The sequence below is a fragment of the Rhodococcus sp. MEB041 genome (assembly GCF_030208955.1).
Classification (GTDB): Bacteria; Actinomycetota; Actinomycetes; order Mycobacteriales; family Mycobacteriaceae; genus Rhodococcoides.
Map to the genome: position 1 here is coordinate 829745 of NZ_JARVSZ010000002.1, position 16643 is coordinate 846387.

At 68.2% G+C, this 16643-nt stretch carries 14 protein-coding genes; 10 read left to right on the forward strand and 4 right to left on the reverse strand.

What is annotated here, in order from left to right; all coding sequences use genetic code 11:
• Positions 1-15: 15 nt before the first annotated feature.
• Both lipA and QRN16_RS07895 read left to right on the forward strand, forming a co-directional pair.
• Positions 16-1053, forward strand: coding sequence for a lipoyl synthase (gene lipA, locus QRN16_RS07890; protein WP_285185526.1), 1038 nt, complete (start codon positions 16-18; stop codon positions 1051-1053).
• Between the two features lie 82 nt (positions 1054-1135).
• On the forward strand, positions 1136-1888 hold the full coding sequence (locus QRN16_RS07895) for a DUF4191 domain-containing protein (RefSeq protein WP_285185528.1): 753 nt from the start codon (positions 1136-1138) through the stop codon (positions 1886-1888).
• Between the two features lie 15 nt (positions 1889-1903).
• Here the strand turns inward: QRN16_RS07895 and QRN16_RS07900 are convergent, their stop codons facing one another.
• Positions 1904-2377 (reverse strand): RDD family protein, encoded by a 474-nt coding sequence (locus tag QRN16_RS07900; RefSeq protein WP_027505795.1) that lies wholly within the window; start codon positions 2375-2377, stop codon positions 1904-1906.
• Between the two features lie 226 nt (positions 2378-2603).
• On the opposite strand from QRN16_RS07900, the gene glnA (QRN16_RS07905) reads away from it, so the two are divergent.
• From glnA (QRN16_RS07905) to QRN16_RS07925, 5 genes are all read left to right on the forward strand, one after another.
• Positions 2604-4040: a type I glutamate--ammonia ligase gene (gene glnA / locus QRN16_RS07905; RefSeq protein WP_027505794.1), complete on the forward strand. Its 1437-nt coding sequence runs from the start codon at positions 2604-2606 to the stop codon at positions 4038-4040.
• Between the two features lie 238 nt (positions 4041-4278).
• Positions 4279-4929, forward strand: coding sequence for an ABC transporter permease (locus tag QRN16_RS07910; protein WP_027505793.1), 651 nt, complete (start codon positions 4279-4281; stop codon positions 4927-4929).
• Positions 4922-6127, forward strand: a complete 1206-nt coding sequence (locus QRN16_RS07915; protein ID WP_056445669.1) for an ABC transporter ATP-binding protein — start codon at positions 4922-4924, stop codon at positions 6125-6127. The genes QRN16_RS07910 and QRN16_RS07915 overlap by 8 nt, the downstream gene beginning before the upstream one ends.
• The gene (locus tag QRN16_RS07920; protein WP_027505792.1) at positions 6124-6936 is read left to right on the forward strand and encodes an ABC transporter permease; all 813 of its coding nucleotides are present in this window, start codon (positions 6124-6126) and stop codon (positions 6934-6936) included. The genes QRN16_RS07915 and QRN16_RS07920 overlap by 4 nt, the downstream gene beginning before the upstream one ends.
• Positions 6936-7910, forward strand: a complete 975-nt coding sequence (locus tag QRN16_RS07925) for a glycine betaine ABC transporter substrate-binding protein (protein ID WP_027505791.1) — start codon at positions 6936-6938, stop codon at positions 7908-7910. The genes QRN16_RS07920 and QRN16_RS07925 overlap by 1 nt, the downstream gene beginning before the upstream one ends.
• A gap of 87 nt (positions 7911-7997) precedes the next feature.
• Here QRN16_RS07925 and QRN16_RS07930 read toward each other — a convergent pair whose 3' ends face one another.
• The 3 genes from QRN16_RS07930 to QRN16_RS07940 all read right to left on the reverse strand — a co-directional run bounded on the left by QRN16_RS07930 (position 7998) and on the right by QRN16_RS07940 (position 14213).
• The gene (locus QRN16_RS07930; protein ID WP_056445676.1) at positions 7998-11012 is read right to left on the reverse strand and encodes a bifunctional [glutamine synthetase] adenylyltransferase/[glutamine synthetase]-adenylyl-L-tyrosine phosphorylase; all 3015 of its coding nucleotides are present in this window, start codon (positions 11010-11012) and stop codon (positions 7998-8000) included.
• Between the two features lie 167 nt (positions 11013-11179).
• Complete coding sequence (glnA, locus tag QRN16_RS07935; RefSeq protein WP_027505789.1) at positions 11180-12520, reverse strand: type I glutamate--ammonia ligase; 1341 nt, start codon at positions 12518-12520, stop codon at positions 11180-11182.
• A gap of 103 nt (positions 12521-12623) precedes the next feature.
• Positions 12624-14213, reverse strand: coding sequence for an alpha/beta hydrolase (locus QRN16_RS07940; RefSeq protein WP_285185537.1), 1590 nt, complete (start codon positions 14211-14213; stop codon positions 12624-12626).
• Between the two features lie 134 nt (positions 14214-14347).
• On the opposite strand from QRN16_RS07940, the gene panB reads away from it, so the two are divergent.
• The 3 genes from panB to pip all read left to right on the forward strand — a co-directional run bounded on the left by panB (position 14348) and on the right by pip (position 16638).
• Positions 14348-15184, forward strand: a complete 837-nt coding sequence (panB, locus tag QRN16_RS07945; protein ID WP_027505787.1) for a 3-methyl-2-oxobutanoate hydroxymethyltransferase — start codon at positions 14348-14350, stop codon at positions 15182-15184.
• 69 nt (positions 15185-15253) lie between these two features.
• Positions 15254-15670, forward strand: a complete 417-nt coding sequence (locus QRN16_RS07950; protein WP_307092374.1) for a hypothetical protein — start codon at positions 15254-15256, stop codon at positions 15668-15670.
• 2 nt (positions 15671-15672) lie between these two features.
• The gene (gene pip, locus QRN16_RS07955) at positions 15673-16638 is read left to right on the forward strand and encodes a prolyl aminopeptidase (RefSeq protein ID WP_027505785.1); all 966 of its coding nucleotides are present in this window, start codon (positions 15673-15675) and stop codon (positions 16636-16638) included.
• Positions 16639-16643 lie beyond the last annotated feature (5 nt).

Genomic DNA, 16643 nt, shown 5'->3' on the forward strand with positions numbered 1-16643 from the left:
AGTAGCATCGATGCGGTGACCGTCGCACCCGAGAACTCTCCTGCACAAGCTCCGAACGGACGCAAGCTTCTCCGCCTCGAGATCCGAAACGCGGAGACCCCGATCGAACGCAAACCGTCGTGGATCAAGACCCGCGCGAAGATGGGCCCCGAGTACTCCGAACTCAAGGGACTCGTCAAGCGCGAGGGACTGCACACGGTGTGCGAAGAGGCCGGGTGTCCCAACATCTACGAATGCTGGGAAGACCGCGAAGCCACGTTCCTCATCGGCGGTGAGCAGTGCACCCGTCGCTGCGACTTCTGCCAGATCGACACCGGCAAACCTGCCGACCTCGATCGGGACGAGCCGCGCCGCGTGGCCGAGTCGGTGCAGGCGATGGGTCTGCGCTACTCCACCATCACGGGTGTCGCCCGCGACGATCTCGAGGACGGCGGCGCCTGGCTGTACGCCGAGACCGTCCGTGAGATCAAGCGCCTCAACCCCAACACCGGTGTCGAGCTGCTGATCCCCGACTTCAACGCCGACCCCGACCAACTGGCCGAGGTCTTCTCCTCGCGCCCCGAGGTGCTCGCGCACAACGTGGAGACGGTGCCGCGCATCTTCAAGCGCATCCGTCCCGCGTTCCGCTACCAGCGCAGCCTCGACGTCATCACCGCGGCGCGCGGCGCCGGCCTGGTGACCAAGTCGAACCTGATCCTGGGCATGGGCGAGACCTACGAGGAAGTCACGCAAGCGATGCAGGACCTGCACGACGCCGGCTGCGACATCCTCACCATCACCCAGTACCTGCGCCCGTCGCCGCGGCACCATCCGGTCGACCGGTGGGCCAAGCCGGAGGAGTTCGTCGAGCACTCCAAGGCCGCCGAGGCCATGGGCTACGCCGGCGTCCTCGCCGGTCCCCTGGTCCGCTCCTCGTACCGCGCGGGTCGCCTCTACGCGCAGGCCATGGCTCACCACGGCCGTGCGATCTCCGAGAACATGTCCCACCTCGAGCACGGCGGCGAGGCGTCCCAGGAAGCCAGCTCGCTGATGGCGCGCCTGGCAGCCCGCTGACCCCACACCCCAAGCGACACCACGCGGCCCGCCGTCCTACCGGATGGCGGGCCGCGCTGCGTCTGCGCCTATCCTGGGAGCCATGGCGAACGGCGGTACAGCAGGCAAGGGCAAGGCCTCGAAAGAGGCGAAGGCCGCGGCGAAGGCAGCACGCAAGCAGGCCTCGAAGGAACGGCGCTCCCAGTTGTGGCAGGCCTTCCAGATGCAGCGCAAGGAGGACAAGCTCCTCCTGCCGCTGATGATCGGATCGGTCGTCGGTATGGCGGTGCTGTTCTTCCTGATCGGGCTGATCTTCGGGATCGAGTGGCTCCTGCTGCCGTTCGGGCTCCTCATCGGTGTGCTCATCGCGTTCGTGATCTTCGGTCGCCGCGTGCAGAAGTCGGTGTACGGCAAGGCCGAGGGCCAGGCCGGCGCCGCCGCGTGGGCACTGGACAACCTGCAGGGCGGGTGGCGTGTCAAGACCGCCATCGCCGGCACCACGCAGCTGGACGCCGTGCACCGCGTCATCGGTCGTCCCGGCGTCATCCTGGTTGCCGAGGGCGCACCGCAGCGCGTGAAGGCACTGCTGGCGCAGGAGAAGAAGAAGACCGCACGCCTCGTCGGCGACACCCCGATCTACGACGTCGTCGTCGGCAACGACGAGGGCCAGGTGCCGCTCTCGCAGCTGCAGAAGTACCTGACCAAGCTGCCGAAGAACATCGATAGCAGGCGCATGGAGACCATCGAGTCACGGCTCTCGGCGCTGGGCGCGCGCGGTGGCCCGGCACTCCCCAAGGGACCGATGCCGGGCGGCGCGAAGATGAAGGGTGTGCAGCGCACCATCAAGCGTCGCTAGTGGCCTCCGGCCCCACTACCGGGACATGAGGAGTGCGGTGCCCGTCGCGCGGTCGTGCATGCCGCGGCTGTCGATGTCGGTGATGACGGCGGGCACCACGAAGGCGATGAAGACCTGACGCACCAGCGCGCGCACGACTCCCACGCGGCCCGGAGCGTCGATGCGCGCCACCTGCATGCCCATGCAGAACTGACCGGGCGTGAAGGAGAACAAGCTCACGGACACGAATCCGAGCAGGAACCACACTCCCAGGGTCAGGGTCGACAGGTTGCCCCCGGCGACACTGCCGCCGAGGAACAGCGCGGACACACCCATCGACATCAGCCAGTCGATGGCCAACGCCGCGACACGCCTCGGTGTCGGCGCGAGCGAACCCGGCCCCACCTTGGGAAGTCCCAGGTACTCGCCCTGGTAGGCCTGCTGCTCGTGGTCACCGTCGGGCAGCGCGGCGGCGGGGCCCGAGAGCCACGATCCGGTCATCCGTGCCATGAGTGTTCTCCATACTGGTGTGAGTGCGGGGCCATTGCTCCAGGATAGGTGTCGCCCCGGCGGGAGGGTCTTCCCACCGGCCACCAGCTGCGACGACGGGACGCGTAACACCGACGAAACACGGTCTTGACGGTGAGGCAACACCACTTCCCTACCGTCGGCGTGGCGCAGCTGCCGCACTCACACAGACGTCGCGGACCAGCACTCGACAAGAAGGAGTTCCAGCGTGGATTTCACCACGGCCGAAGAGGTCATCAAGTACATAGCGGATGAGAGCGTCGAGTACGTCGACATCCGTTTCACCGATCTCCCGGGTATCCAGCAGCACTTCTCGATCGCGGCGAAGGCGTTCACCAAGGACACCCTCGAAGACGGTCTCGCGTTCGATGGCTCGTCCGTGCGTGGCTTCCAGTCGATCCACGAGTCGGACATGATGCTGCTGCCCGACTACGGCACCGCTCAGATCGACCCGTTCCGTCACGCCAAGACGCTGAACATGGACTTCTTCGTCCACGATCCGTACACCCGCGAGTCCTACAGCCGCGACCCCCGCAACGTCGCGCGCAAGGCCGAGGAGTACCTCGCCAGCACCGGCATCGCCGACACCGCGTTCTTCGGTCCCGAGGCCGAGTTCTACATCTTCGACTCGGTCCGCTACGACTCGCAGATGAACGGCGCGTTCTACGAGCTCGACTCGAGCTCCGGCGCCTGGAACACCGGCGCCGAGACCGAGGCCGACGGCTCGCCGAACCTCGGCTACAAGGTCCGCCCCAAGGGTGGCTACTTCCCCGTCGCGCCGTACGACCACTACGTCGACATCCGCGACGCCATCTCCACCAACCTGCAGAACGCGGGCTTCGAACTCGAGCGTGGACACCACGAGGTCGGAACCGGCGGTCAGCAGGAGATCAACTACAAGTTCAACACCATGCTGCGCGCGGCCGACGACCTGCAGCTGTTCAAGTACATCGTCAAGAACACCTGCTGGCAGCACGGCAAGTCCGCCACCTTCATGCCGAAGCCGCTCTTCGGTGACAACGGCTCGGGCATGCACGTGCACCAGTCGCTGTGGAAGGACGGCAAGCCGCTCTTCTACGACGAGAAGGGCTACGCGGGTCTGTCGGACCTCGCACGTCACTACATCGGCGGCATCCTGCACCACGCCCCGTCGCTGCTCGCGTTCACGAACCCGACGATCAACTCGTACCACCGCCTGGTGCCGGGCTACGAAGCCCCCATCAACCTGGTGTACTCGGGCCGTAACCGTTCCGCCGCCGTCCGTATCCCCACCACGGGCAACAACCCGAAGGCCAAGCGCCTCGAGTTCCGCGCACCCGACGCGTCCGGTAACCCGTACCTGTCGTTCGCCGCGCAGATGATGGCCGGCCTGGACGGCATCAAGAACAAGATCGAGCCGCTCGCTCCCGTCGACAAGGACCTCTACGAGCTCCCGCCGGAGGAAGCGAAGAACATCCCGCAGGCACCCACGTCGCTGCCTGCCGTGATCGACCGCCTCGAGGCCGACCACGAGTACCTCACCGCCGGTGGCGTCTTCACCACCGACCTGATCGAGACCTGGATCTCGCTCAAGCGTGAGAACGAGATCGCGCCCGTGAACCTGCGTCCGCATCCGTACGAGTTCCAGCTGTACTACGACTGCTGAGTCACGCTCCACCACGTCGAGCCCGCTCCGGACCCTGTCCGGCGCGGGCTCGCGTCGTTTCCGGGACGATTCGGGAACGATGCGGACACGACTCGACCGAAAGCTGGATTGAACTCCGCACTTTCGGGGTAGACACGAATGTCCGCTGTGTTCCGGGTGACGATCCACCCGGCCGCCGGACGTCGTGGCACCACCACAGTCGCGTCTCTCCTGTTGCCGAGCGAAGGATCTGCACCTGATGGATGCTCTGTGGGACTTCATCGTCGGCCGCCGAAGGCAGCTCGCGATCGATTCCTATCTTCACGTCTCCGCCGTCGTCCAGTGTGTCGTCATCGCGACCATCCTGGGTGTCGCCATCGGAGTTCTCGTCTACCGCAGTCCCGCCGGCTCCGCCGTCGCCACCGCTCTCGCGAGCACGGTGCTCACCATCCCGTCGTTCGCGCTGCTGGGACTGCTGATTCCCATTCTCGGTCTCGGCGTCAAGCCGACCGTCACCGCGCTGGTGCTGTACTCGTTGCTGCCGATCATCCGGAACACGGTGGTCGGACTCGACGCGGTGAATCCGGCGGTCAGCGATGCGGCACGCGGTATCGGCATGAGCCGAGCCACCGTGTTGCGTCGCATCGAGATTCCTCTCGCCTGGCCGTCGATTCTCACCGGGATGCGCGTCAGCACCCAGATGGCGATGGGCATTCTCGCCATCGCCGCGTACGCCAAGGGCCCCGGCCTCGGCAATCTCCTGTTCTCCGGCCTCGCCCGCGTCGGCAGCCCCACCGCAGTTCCCCAGGCCCTCACCGGCACCGTCCTGATCGTCATCCTGGCGCTGATCCTCGACGGGATCTACGTCCTGATCGGCAAACTCACCACCTCGAGGGGTATCCGTGACTGACACGACTCGCACCACCACCGGAGCAGAGATCGTCCTCGAGGACGTGACGAAGTCCTACCCCAACCAGAAGGCCGCCGCGGTCGACCACGTGTCGCTCACCATCCCCGCGGGTGAGGTCGTCGTGTTGGTGGGACCGTCGGGCTGCGGCAAGACGACGACGATGCGGATGATCAACCGCCTCATCGAGCCCACGTCCGGCCGGATCACGATCGGCGGCAAGGACGCGCTGTCCATCGATCCGAACGAGCTGCGACGCACCATCGGCTACTCGATCCAGCAGGCCGGCCTGTTCCCGCACATGACGATCGCGCAGAACGTCGGCATGGTCCCCGGGCTCATCGGGTGGAACAAGAAGAAGATCTCCGACCGCACCGACGAGATGCTCGATCTGGTCGGACTCGATCCGGGCCAGTACCGCGAGCGCTACCCGCGCCAGCTCTCCGGTGGGCAGCAGCAGCGCGTGGGTGTGGCCCGCGCTCTGGCGGCCGACCCCCCGGTGCTGTTGATGGACGAGCCGTTCGGTGCCGTCGACCCCATCACCCGCGGCCTCCTGCAGGACGAGCTGATGCGCCTGCAGGCCGAGCTGGGCAAGACCATCGTCTTCGTGACACACGACTTCGACGAGGCCGTCAAGCTGGGCGACCGGATCGCCGTCCTGGGCAACCAGTCCCGCATCCTGCAGTACGACACCCCCGAGGCCGTGCTGGCCAATCCCGCCGACGAGACGGTGGCCGGCTTCGTCGGCGCCGGTGCGGCTCTCAAGCAGCTCACCCTCATGCGTGTGCGCGACATCGAGCTCAGCGATGTTCCCGCCTTCGGTGAGGACGAGCCGGTCGAGACGATGAACCGGGCGCTCGGCACCGATCCGGAGGCGTGGGGCCTCATCCTCGACTCCCGCAAGCGGCCCATCCGGTGGACCGACCGTCGTCACCTCGCCGGCGTGGGCAGCCTCCGCGACGTCGGTGTGCCGATCGGTGAGCTCGTGTCGATCCAGTCCACGCTGCAGGACGCGCTCGAGGCCCTGCTCGCCGAGGGCAACGCGACGGCGACCGTGACGGGCAAGCGCGGCGAGTACGTCGGCACCGTCACCATCGAGGCACTGATCGACACCATCAAGACCATCCGTTCGCAGCACGCGCACGACCACGACGACGTGGTCGACGCGGGCGCGGCGTCCGTCTCGGGCGCGTCGTCGTGACGGCGTCGGTCGAGGCGTCCGTCGTCGACGATCCCGCCGACGCAGAGGGCGATGCGAAGTCCGCGGCCAGGGCAGCGCGGCGAGCCGAACGGATCCGTCTGGTCGTCCAGCCCGCACTGGTTCTCGTCCTCGTGGTGGTCACGCTGGTCTACGCCCTCACGCGTGATCTCACGGCGACGCAGGCGGCGACGATCAACGTCGCCACGATCTCCCAGCGCGTTCTCGAGCACGTCCTGATCACGTTCGTCGTGACGGCACTCGTCGTGCTGATCGCGGTGCCCCTCGGAATCATCCTCACTCGCAACGGCTATCGACGGCTCGCTCCCGTCTTCATCGGTATCGCGAACATCGGCCAGGCTGCCCCTGCCGTCGGCCTGCTGGTGCTGTTGTTCCTGGCAACCGGCAGCACCGGGTTCTGGGTCGGTGTCCTGCCCATCGCGTTCTACTCGCTGCTGCCGGTGCTGCGGAACACCATGCTGGGGTTCCAGCAGGTGGACGCCAGTTACATCGATGCCGCACGCGGACAGGGCATGTCGGGCTCCGGCATCCTGTGGCGCATCGAGTTCCCACTCGCGGTGCCGTACATCCTCGCCGGCCTGCGCACCTCTCTCGTGCTGGCGGTCGGTACCGCCACGCTGAGCTTCCTCGTCGGCGCCGGCGGCCTCGGCGTGCTCATCGACACAGGGTACAAGCTCAATCAGCCGCTCATCCTCGTCGTGGGCGCCGTGCTCGCGGTGGCGTTGGCGTTGCTCGTCGACTGGTTGGGCGCTCTCGCCGAGGCCTTCCTCGGACCGAAAGGACTGCGCTGATGCGCCGTACCCTGATCGCACTGTGCGCGGTCTCCACCCTCGCCCTCACCAGCTGCGGGCTGCAGTCCGGCAGCGCGGTGCCCCTGGCCGTCGAACCCGGAAGCATCACGGCGCAGCCGGGTCTCGAAGGCGCCGAGCTCACCGTCGGTTCCAAGGACTTCACCGAGCAGATCATCCTCGGCTACATCCTGGAGTTCGCGCTCGAGGCGGCGGGGGCGAACGTCCGCGACCTGACCAACATCTCGGGATCCAACAGCACGCGGCAGGCCATGATCAGCGGCCAGGTCGACGTCACCTACGAGTACACCGGCACCGGCTGGATCAACTACCTCGGCAACGAGACTCCCATTCCCGACGCGACAGAGCAGTACGACGCGGTGCGCGACGCGGACAAGGCGAACGGCATCGTCTGGGTCAACCCGGCGCCGATGGACAACACGTACGCACTCGCGATGAACCAGCAGACGGCGCAGGAGACCGGCGTGAAGACGCTGTCCGACTACGCCGCCCTGGTGCAGCGTGATCCCGCCGCCGCGGCGGTGTGCGTGGAGACCGAGTTCAACTCCCGCCAGGACGGTTTCCCCGGCATGGCGGCGGCGTACGGCTTCGACGCGAACGCGGTGAACCGCCAGATCCTGCAGACGGGCATCATCTACCAGGCGACGGCGGACGGCTCGCAGTGCAAGTTCGGCGAGGTGTTCACCACCGACGGCCGCATCAAGGGTCTCGACCTGGTGGTCGTCGAGGACGACAAGCTGTTCTTCCCGCGCTACAACGCGACGGTGAACTTGCGTCAGGAGATCGCCGACCGCTACCCGGAGATCGCGGAGATCACCGCACCGGTGTCCGCGGCGCTCACCATCGACGCCATCACCGAGCTGAACAAGCAGGTCGACGTCGACGGCCGGGAACCCGCCGAGGTGGCGCGTGACTGGATGGTGCAGCAGGGTTTCGTCACCGCCGGGGCCGACTGACACCGAGGTACACATACTGCACAGAAGACGACCCCGCCCGGCACAGTCGGCCGAGCGGGGTCGTTCTCTGTGCAGAACCGGTACGGGTCAGGAACCGAACGCGCGTTCCACCACGGCCTTGGCCCGACGGGTGACGCGCAGGTAGTTGTCGAGGAACTCCCCCGCGTCGCCACTGGGCCAGCCGGCCACCTGCGCGACGGCCGACAGCACCTTGCCGGGAGCCGGCAACTGATCGGTCGGCTTGCCGCGCACCAGGACCAGCGCGTTACGGGCCTTCGTGGCCGTGAGCCACGCCTGGCGCAGGAGGTCGACGTCGCCAGGGCTCATGAGCTCCGCGGCGCCGATCGCGTCGAGGCACTCCAGGGTCGACGTGTTGTGCAGCGCCGGAATGCGGTGGGCGTGACGCAGTTGCAGCAACTGCACGGTCCACTCGACGTCGGCCAGTCCCCCGCGCCCCAGCTTGGTGTGCGTCTTCGGGTCGGCTCCCTTGGGCAGTCGCTCCGCGTCGACCCGGGCCTTGATGCGCCGGATCTCGCGGACGGCGTCCTCGGAGACTCCGCCCTCGGGGTACCGGATGCGGTCGGCCATGAGCAGGAACCGGATTCCCAGGTCCTGATCGCCGGCGACCTGGTGGGCGCGGAGCAGGGCCTGCACCTCCCACGGCTGCGCCCACTGCGAGTAGTACGCGTCGTAGGCCGAGAGTGTGCGCACGACAGGCCCGTTGCGCCCCTCGGGACGAAGTCCGGTGTCCACCTCCAGCGGCGGGTCCTGGCTCGGCGAACCCAGGAGCTTGCGGACACGATCGGCGATGGCGTTGGCCCACTTGACGGCGTCGCTGTCGTCGGCGCCCTCGGCCGGCTCGCACACGAACAACACGTCGGCGTCGGACCCGTAGCCCAGTTCACCACCACCGAGTCGACCCATGCCGATGATGGCGATCGACGCGGGAGCGGTGCCGCCGCGCTCGGCGACGGACGCACGGACCGCCGCGTCCAGGGCGGCGTTGATGACCGCTGCCCACACCGAGGACAGCGCCCGGCACACCTCGGGGACCTCGAGCAGTCCGAGGATGTCCGCCGAGGCGACCCGCGCCAGTTCGTAGCGACGCAGGGACCGCGCCGCCGCGACCGCGCGTACCGGATCGTCGTAGCGCGCAGAGGACTTCAGGATGGCGCCGTACGTCTCGGTGGGATCGACGTCGAGCAGTTTGGGGCCGGTCGATCCGTCGGCGAAGAGCCGGATGACCTCCGGCGCGTTGACCAACACACCGCGCAGGTACTCCGACGACCCGAGCACCTGCATCAGGCGCTGCGCCACCGGGCCCTCGTCGCGGACCAGCCGCAGGAACCAGGACTGCTCGGCGACCTCCTCGGACAGCCGTCGGTAGGCCAGCAGGCCCGCGTCGGGATCCGGTGTGTCGCCCAGCCATTCGAGCAGCGTCGGCAGCAGCAGGGACTGGATGCGACCCTTGCGCGCACCCATGCCGACGAGTGCGCTCAGGTGTCCGAGCGCGTTCTGTGGAGCCGAGTAGCCGAGCGCCGAGAGCTGCCGGATCGCGGAATCCGAACTGAGGCGCAGCGAGTCGCTGTCCAGCCGGGCCACCGATTCGAGCAGAGGGCGATAGAACAGCCGAGCGTGCAACCGCCGGATCCGCTGCGCGTTGCGACGGATCTCCTGGCGCAGAACGCCGGTCGCGTCGTGGTTGCCGTCGGGACGCATGTGGGCGGCGCGGGCGAGCCAGCGCATCGCCTCGTCGTCGTCGTCCGGCGGCAGGAGGTGCGTGCGCTGCAGCTTCTGCAGCTGCAGCCGGTGCTCGATGAGGCGGAGGAACTCGTAGGACGCGGTGAGGTTGGCCGCGTCGTCACGCCCGATGTAGCCGCCGGTGGCGAGAGCGGACAGCGCGGCGACGGTACCGCGTTCATGGAGGGAGTCGTCGGCTCGTCCGTGCACGAGTTGCAGCAGCTGGACGGCGAACTCGACGTCACGCAGGCTGCCGCGCCCCAGCTTGATCTCGCGCTCGCGCAGCTCGGCCGGCACCATCTCCTCGACGCGGCGGCGCATCGCCTGCACCTCGGGGACGAAGTCCTCGCGCTCACTGGCCACCCACACCATCGGCGTCACCGCGTCGACGTAGGCCTGGCCCAGCTCGGCGTCACCGGTCATGGCGCGCGCCTTGAGCAACGCCTGGAACTCCCAGGTCTTCGCCCACCGCTGGTAGTACGCCAGGTGCGAGTCGAGAGTGCGGACCAGTTCGCCCTGCTTGCCCTCGGGACGCAGTGCGGCGTCGACCTCGAAGAAGGCGGACGAGCCGATGCGCATCATCTCGCCGGCCATGCGGGTGGCGAGGGAGTTGGAGGGTTCGGCGACGAAGACGACATCGACGTCGCTCACGTAGTTCAGTTCCTGCGCACCGCACTTGCCCATCGCGATGACCGCGAGTCGGACCGAGCAGGGCCCGTCGGGGAACGTGACGGTGACGGCCACCGACAGTGCCGCGGTGAGCGCCGCGTCCGCGAGATCGGACAGCTGACGACCGACCACCTCGTAGGGCACGACGGGCTCGTTCTCCACGGTCGCCGCGAGATCGGCGGCGGCCAGGATCATGAGGTGGTCGCGGTACGCCGTACGCAGCGCGATGATGGCCTTGGGTCCGGTCAGCTCGGCCCGGAACACCTGACCGAGGGCGTCGTCGCCCGTCTCCGCGACGGCACCGACGCTCGCGAGCATCGAGTCGCGCAGCTCGTCGGCCGTGGGCAACGACTCCGTGCAGGTGGTGAGCAGGCGCCACTTCTCCGGCTCGGACACCAGGTGGTCACCGAGAGCGCTGGACGATCCGGCGAGAGCGAACATGCGGCCGCGCAGACTCTTGTCGGTGCGCAGGCGGGCGTCGAGGTCGGACCAGTTGTCACCGAGATCCTCGGCGAGGCGCGCGAGGGTGCGCAGCGCGAGATCGGCGTCGGGCGAGCGCGACAGCGACCACAGCAGCTCGGTGCTGTCCTCGTCGGTCCAGCCCAGCAGCGACAGGTTCGCCGGGGCCGACGCCTCGACGAGACCGAGCCGTCCGGGGCTGGGCACGGTGGAACGGGAACTGGGCGGAATCACGGGCGAGCCTCCACCACGGTGTACGAGTCGACCGCCGGGTCGGCGTCAGCGAACGTCGGGTGGACGAACCGCGGGTCGACGAATCTCGGGACGGTGGTGCATTCCGACATGTTCATGGCGTGTCGACGTTACTCGACAGCCCCGTCCAGTCGACAATCGCGCAGTCGCTACAGACCCAGGTAGGTCTTGAGCTCGAATGGCGTCACGTGCGAACGGTACGACTCCCACTCACGACGCTTGTTGCGCAGGAAGTAGTCGAAGACGTGCTCGCCGAGCGCCTCGGCCACCAGCTCGGAGCCCTCCATGGCGGCGAGCGCCTCGTTGAGGCTGCTGGGCAGCTCCCGGTAGCCCATGGCGCGGCGTTCGGCGGAGGTCAACGACCACACGTCCTCCTCGGCCTCGGGCGGCAGCGTGTACCCCTTCTCCACACCGCGCAGTCCGGCCGCGAGCAGCACGGCGAAGGTGAGGTACGGGTTGCACGCCGAGTCGGGGCTGCGGATCTCGACGCGGCGAGACGACGCCTTGTTCGGCGTGTACATCGGAACGCGTACCAGCGCAGAGCGATTCGACGGACCCCAGGACGCCGCCGTGGGGGCCTCGCCGCCGTGGATCAGACGCTTGTAGGAGTTGACCCACTGGTTGGTGACCGCGCTGATCTCGTTGGCGTGCTCGAGGATGCCCGCGATGAAGGCCTTGCCGGTCTCGGACAACTGCATGGGGTCGTCCGGGTTGTGGAAGGCGTTGGTCTCGCCCTCGAACAGACTCATGTGCGTGTGCATGGCCGAGCCGGCCTGGTCGCTGAACGGCTTGGGCATGAACGTCGCACGCACGCCCTCGTCGATCGCGACCTCCTTGACGAGGTAGCGGAAGGTCATCACGTTGTCGGCCATGGACAGGGCGTCGGCGTAGCGCAGGTCGATCTCCTGCTGACCGGGCGCGGCCTCGTGGTGGCTGAACTCCACCGAAATGCCCATGGACTCGAGGGCGTCGATGGCGTGACGCCGGAAGTTCGGCGCCTCGTCGTGGACGGCCTGGTCGAAGTAGCCGCCGTTGTCCGCGGGGACGGGGGGCCGACCGTCGTCGGGCAGTTCCTTGCACAGGAAGAACTCGATCTCGGGATGCACGTAGCAGCTGAATCCGAGGTCTGCGGCCTTGGAGAGCTGGCGACGCAGCACGTGCCGGGAATCGGCCCAGGACGGCGACCCGTCGGGCATCGCGATGTCGCAGAACATGCGGGCGGAGTGCTGCTCGCCCTTGCTGGTGGTCCAGGGCAGGATCTGGAACGTCGTGGGGTCGGGCTTGGCCACGGTGTCGGCCTCGGAGACTCGCGAGAAGCCCTCGATCGCCGAGCCGTCGAAGCCGATGCCCTCCTCGAACGCGCCCTCGAGTTCGGCCGGAGCGATGGCCACGGACTTGAGGTAGCCGAGCACGTCCGTGAACCACAGACGGACGAACCGGATGTCGCGCTCCTCCAGAGTGCGAAGCACGAATTCCTTTTGGCGATCCATGACCGTCAGGCTAGGCACGTTGCATTAAATCCGTGTTACATCGTGAAACCGGTCGCACTTTCTGGACCTCACAGCGCGGTGGCGACGACTGTGAGGTCACGACTCAGCAGCGCAGACCTGCTGGTGGAGGCGTCAGGTCGACGAGGTAGGCGGACACGGCGTCGTCGATGCAGGCGATCCCGGCAAACGAGGCGGTGTGCTGATTCCCCTCGTAGGTGACCAGCGACGAGCCCAGCTGCGCGGCCAGAGCGATGCCGGCCTCGTACGGGGTGGCGGGATCGTCGGTGGTCGAGACCACCACGGTCGGTGCGAGTCCCGGTATCGAGATCGGCCCCGGGTCGGCCGCCGAGGGGACCGGCCAGAAGGCGCACGGCTCGAGCGGCGCGGTGCCGTTGCCCCGGCCGTCGTCCTGGAACGGCGCGGCGGCGCGGAACCGGGCGTCGAGCGCGCCCTCCTCCGCCCGGTCGGTCACCCGCGGATCGTCGACGCACCGCACGGCGGTGAACGCGTCGTTGGTATTGCTGTACGTGCCGTCGCTCAGGCGCCCGTTGTAGAGATCGGCGAGCGAGAGCAGGATGTCGCCCTGACCGTTCTCCAGCTGAGTCAGTCCGCGCCGCAACGGTCCCCACAGTTCGGTGCTGTAGAGCGCCTGCTGCACTCCGGTCACGGCGTCGTCGTAGCTCAGCGAGCGGGCACCCTCCGGCCCGGTGAGCTCGGTGCTCGCGGGCCGGTCCACCAACGGATCGACCAGGGCCCGGAAGGAACGCACGGCTCCCGCCGAGTCGGTACCGAGTGGACAGTCGGACCGCCCCGCGCAGTCGGCCGCGAAGGCGTCGAACACCGACTGGAAGCCTGCGCCCTGGGCGACCACCTCGTCGGCCGCGTTCGCAGCGGGGTCGAGAGCGCCGTCGAGCACCATCGCGCGAACGTTCTCGGGGAAGAGTTCGGCGTAGGTGTAGCCCAGCCGCGTCCCGTACGAAAATCCGAGATACGTCAGCTGATCGTCGCCGAGCACCGACCGGACGACGTCCATGTCCCGCGCGACGTCGGCCGACGTGAGGTGTTCGAGCAACACCGGATCGTTGCGCTCGGCGCACCGCGCGGCGTAGTCCTGATTCTCCTTCTCGGTCTCGGCGATGCCGGCGGGCGAGGTGTCCACGTCGTTGTCCGCACGCTCGGCGTCGAACTCCCGTGGAGTGTCGCAGCGCACCGCCGGCACCGACGCACCGATGCCCCGAGGGTCGAATCCGATGACGTCGAAGGACGATTCGACGGCGGTACCCCGCGCCACGGTCGCGGTGGAGAGGCCCGATGCGCCGGGTCCGCCCGGATTGACGAGCATCGAGCCCACCTTCTCCCCCGTCGCCGCCGACCGGGACAGCGCCAGCGAGGCGGTGGGCCCGGCGGGATCGTCGTAGTCGATCGGCACGGTCACCCGGCCGCACTGCAGGCTCGGGTCCAGCTCGGACCCGTCGGTCACGAATCCCTCGCACGATCCCCACGTGACACGCTGCGCCCGAAAGGCGTCCAGCGTCGACGGTTGATCGGCACGCGTCTCCGTCGTCGTGACGGGCACGGACCCACCCTCGTCGTCGGTGGGAGTGCCGCCGACATCGGAGCCGCACGCCGCGGCCAGCACTGCGAGAACCGAGAGGGAGACGGCGAGACGGACGGACGCGCGACGTGAGGACACCTCTCGATGGTGGCACGGCGTCGTGTGTGACCAAGCGCACTCGTGCCGCGGAACCCGGCGGTGGCAGACTGAACCCGTCATCACCTCTACCCGGGGACCCGCCGAGCGGGCCTCGAGGACGAAAGGGACGCTCGATGTCTGCTGCTGAGACCCCGCTGTACGGATCCGCACCCACGGGCCGCAAGACCCGCACCCACCACCTGCAGGCGATGAAGGCCTCCGGCGACCGCTGGAGCATGCTCACCGCCTACGACTACTCGAGCGCGCGCATCTTCGAGGAGGCCGGCATCCCCGTCCTGCTCGTGGGCGACTCGGCCGCCAACGTCGTCTACGGCTACGACACCACGGTGCACATCGACATAGCGGAGCTCATCCCCCTGGTCCGCGGCGTGGTCCGCGGCGCCCCCAATGCACTCGTGGTCGCCGACCTGCCGTTCGGCACCTACGAGATCTCTCCGCAGCAGGCCGTCGAGACCGCTGTCCGCTTCATGCGCGAGGGCCAGGCCAACGCGGTCAAGCTCGAGGGCGGCGAGCGTGTCGCCCCGCAGATCGCCGCCATCACCGCCGCCGGTATCCCCGTGATGGCGCACATCGGCTTCACCCCGCAGAGCGTCAACGGCCTCGGTGGTTTTCGCGTGCAGGGCCGCGGCGACGCGTCCGAGCAGCTCGTGGCCGACGCCATCGCCGTCCAGGAGGCCGGCGCCTTCGCCGTCGTCATGGAGATGGTGCCCGCCGATCTCGCCGGCCAGGTGACGCGCAAGCTGACGATCCCCACCGTCGGCATCGGTGCCGGTCCGGAGTGCGACGCCCAGGTTCTCGTCTGGCAGGACATGGCCGGTTTCACCAGCGGTCGCACCGCCAAGTTCGTCAAGCGTTTCGGCGACGTCGGCGACCAGCTGCGCGCCGCGGCGTCGACCTACGCCGCCGAGGTGCGGTCGGGGGCCTTCCCCGCGCAGGAGCACAGCTTCTAGGACTGCGACCCCTGGCGAGCGACGCGGGCGAGCCGGTCGGGGAAGCACCCGGGTGGCACACTCGGGGCCATGATGATGCGACATGGACTCGCCGCGGCGGGTGTTCTGGCAGCAGCGACCGTGACCCTGACGTCGTGCGCAGGCGGGACGGACACCACCACTGCGTCGACGACGACGGCCGCTCCCACGACGACCACATCCGCGGCTCCGGCCACCCCGACGGTGTCCGAGGATCAGGCTCAGTCGCTGTGCACCGATCTCGAGGCGCAGCTGTCGAACTGGCGCGTGCAGGGCCCGACCGTGGGCCGCGGCGGCCTGAACATCCTGGTGCAGACGTGGGCGGCGCGCTACGGACTGAACGCCGCGGTGATCCAGAACCGCGGGATCGTCGACACGGCCGCGACCGACGCGTGCTCCGACGTCCGGAGCCAGGTCGTCGACATCCTCGAGATTCCCGATCTCGCGTCGGGCCTCGTGGGGCTGTGACGATGACGGCGCGCCGGTCCCTCTACCCCGAACTCGACCCGCACGACTCGGGGATGCTCGATGTCGGCGACGGTCAGCACCTCCACTTCGAGGTCAGCGGCAACCCCGACGGCACTCCGGTGGTGTTCGTGCACGGCGGACCGGGCGGCGGCACGGGTCCCGATCAGCGTCGCTACTTCGATCCCGAGGCCTACCGGATCGTGCTGTTCGACCAGCGCGGGTGCGGTCGGTCCACGCCGCACGTCGCCGACGGCGCCGATCTCTCCGTCAACACCACCGGACACTCCATCGCCGACATGGAGGTCCTGCGTGAGCATCTCGGCATCGACACGTGGTCGGTGTTCGGCGGGTCGTGGGGATCGACGTTGTCGCTCGCGTACGCCCAGGCGCACCCGCACCGCGTCACGTCACTGGTGCTGCGCGGCATCTTCCTGCTGCGTGAGTCGGAGATCGACTGGTACTACCGCGGCGGCGCAGGACACCTCTTCCCAGAACTGTGGGAGAAGTTCCTCGCCCCGATCCCGGCGGCGGAGCGTGACGGCGACCCCGTGGAGATCTACCACCGACTCCTTCACTCGTCCGACCCGGAGACCGCGCTGAACGCGGCGGTCGCCTGGTCCACGTGGGAGGGCGCCACCAGCACCCTGCTCCCGAAACCGGAACGCGTGGAGCAGAACTCCGAGGCACGGTTCGCACTCGCGTTCTCGCGCATCGAGAATCACTACTTCGTGCACCAGGGGTTCCTGGAACAGAATCAGTTGCTGGCGAACATGGACTCCATCGCCCACATCCCCGGTGTCATCGTGCAGGGCCGTTACGACGTGGTGTGCCCGGCCACGAGCGCCTGGGATCTGCATCGATCCTGGCCGTCGTCGACACTCCACATCGTCGACGACGCCGGGCACTCCGCCGCGGAACCGGGAATCATCCATCACCTCGTCGAGGCGACGGACTCCTTCCGCCGCTGACGAAC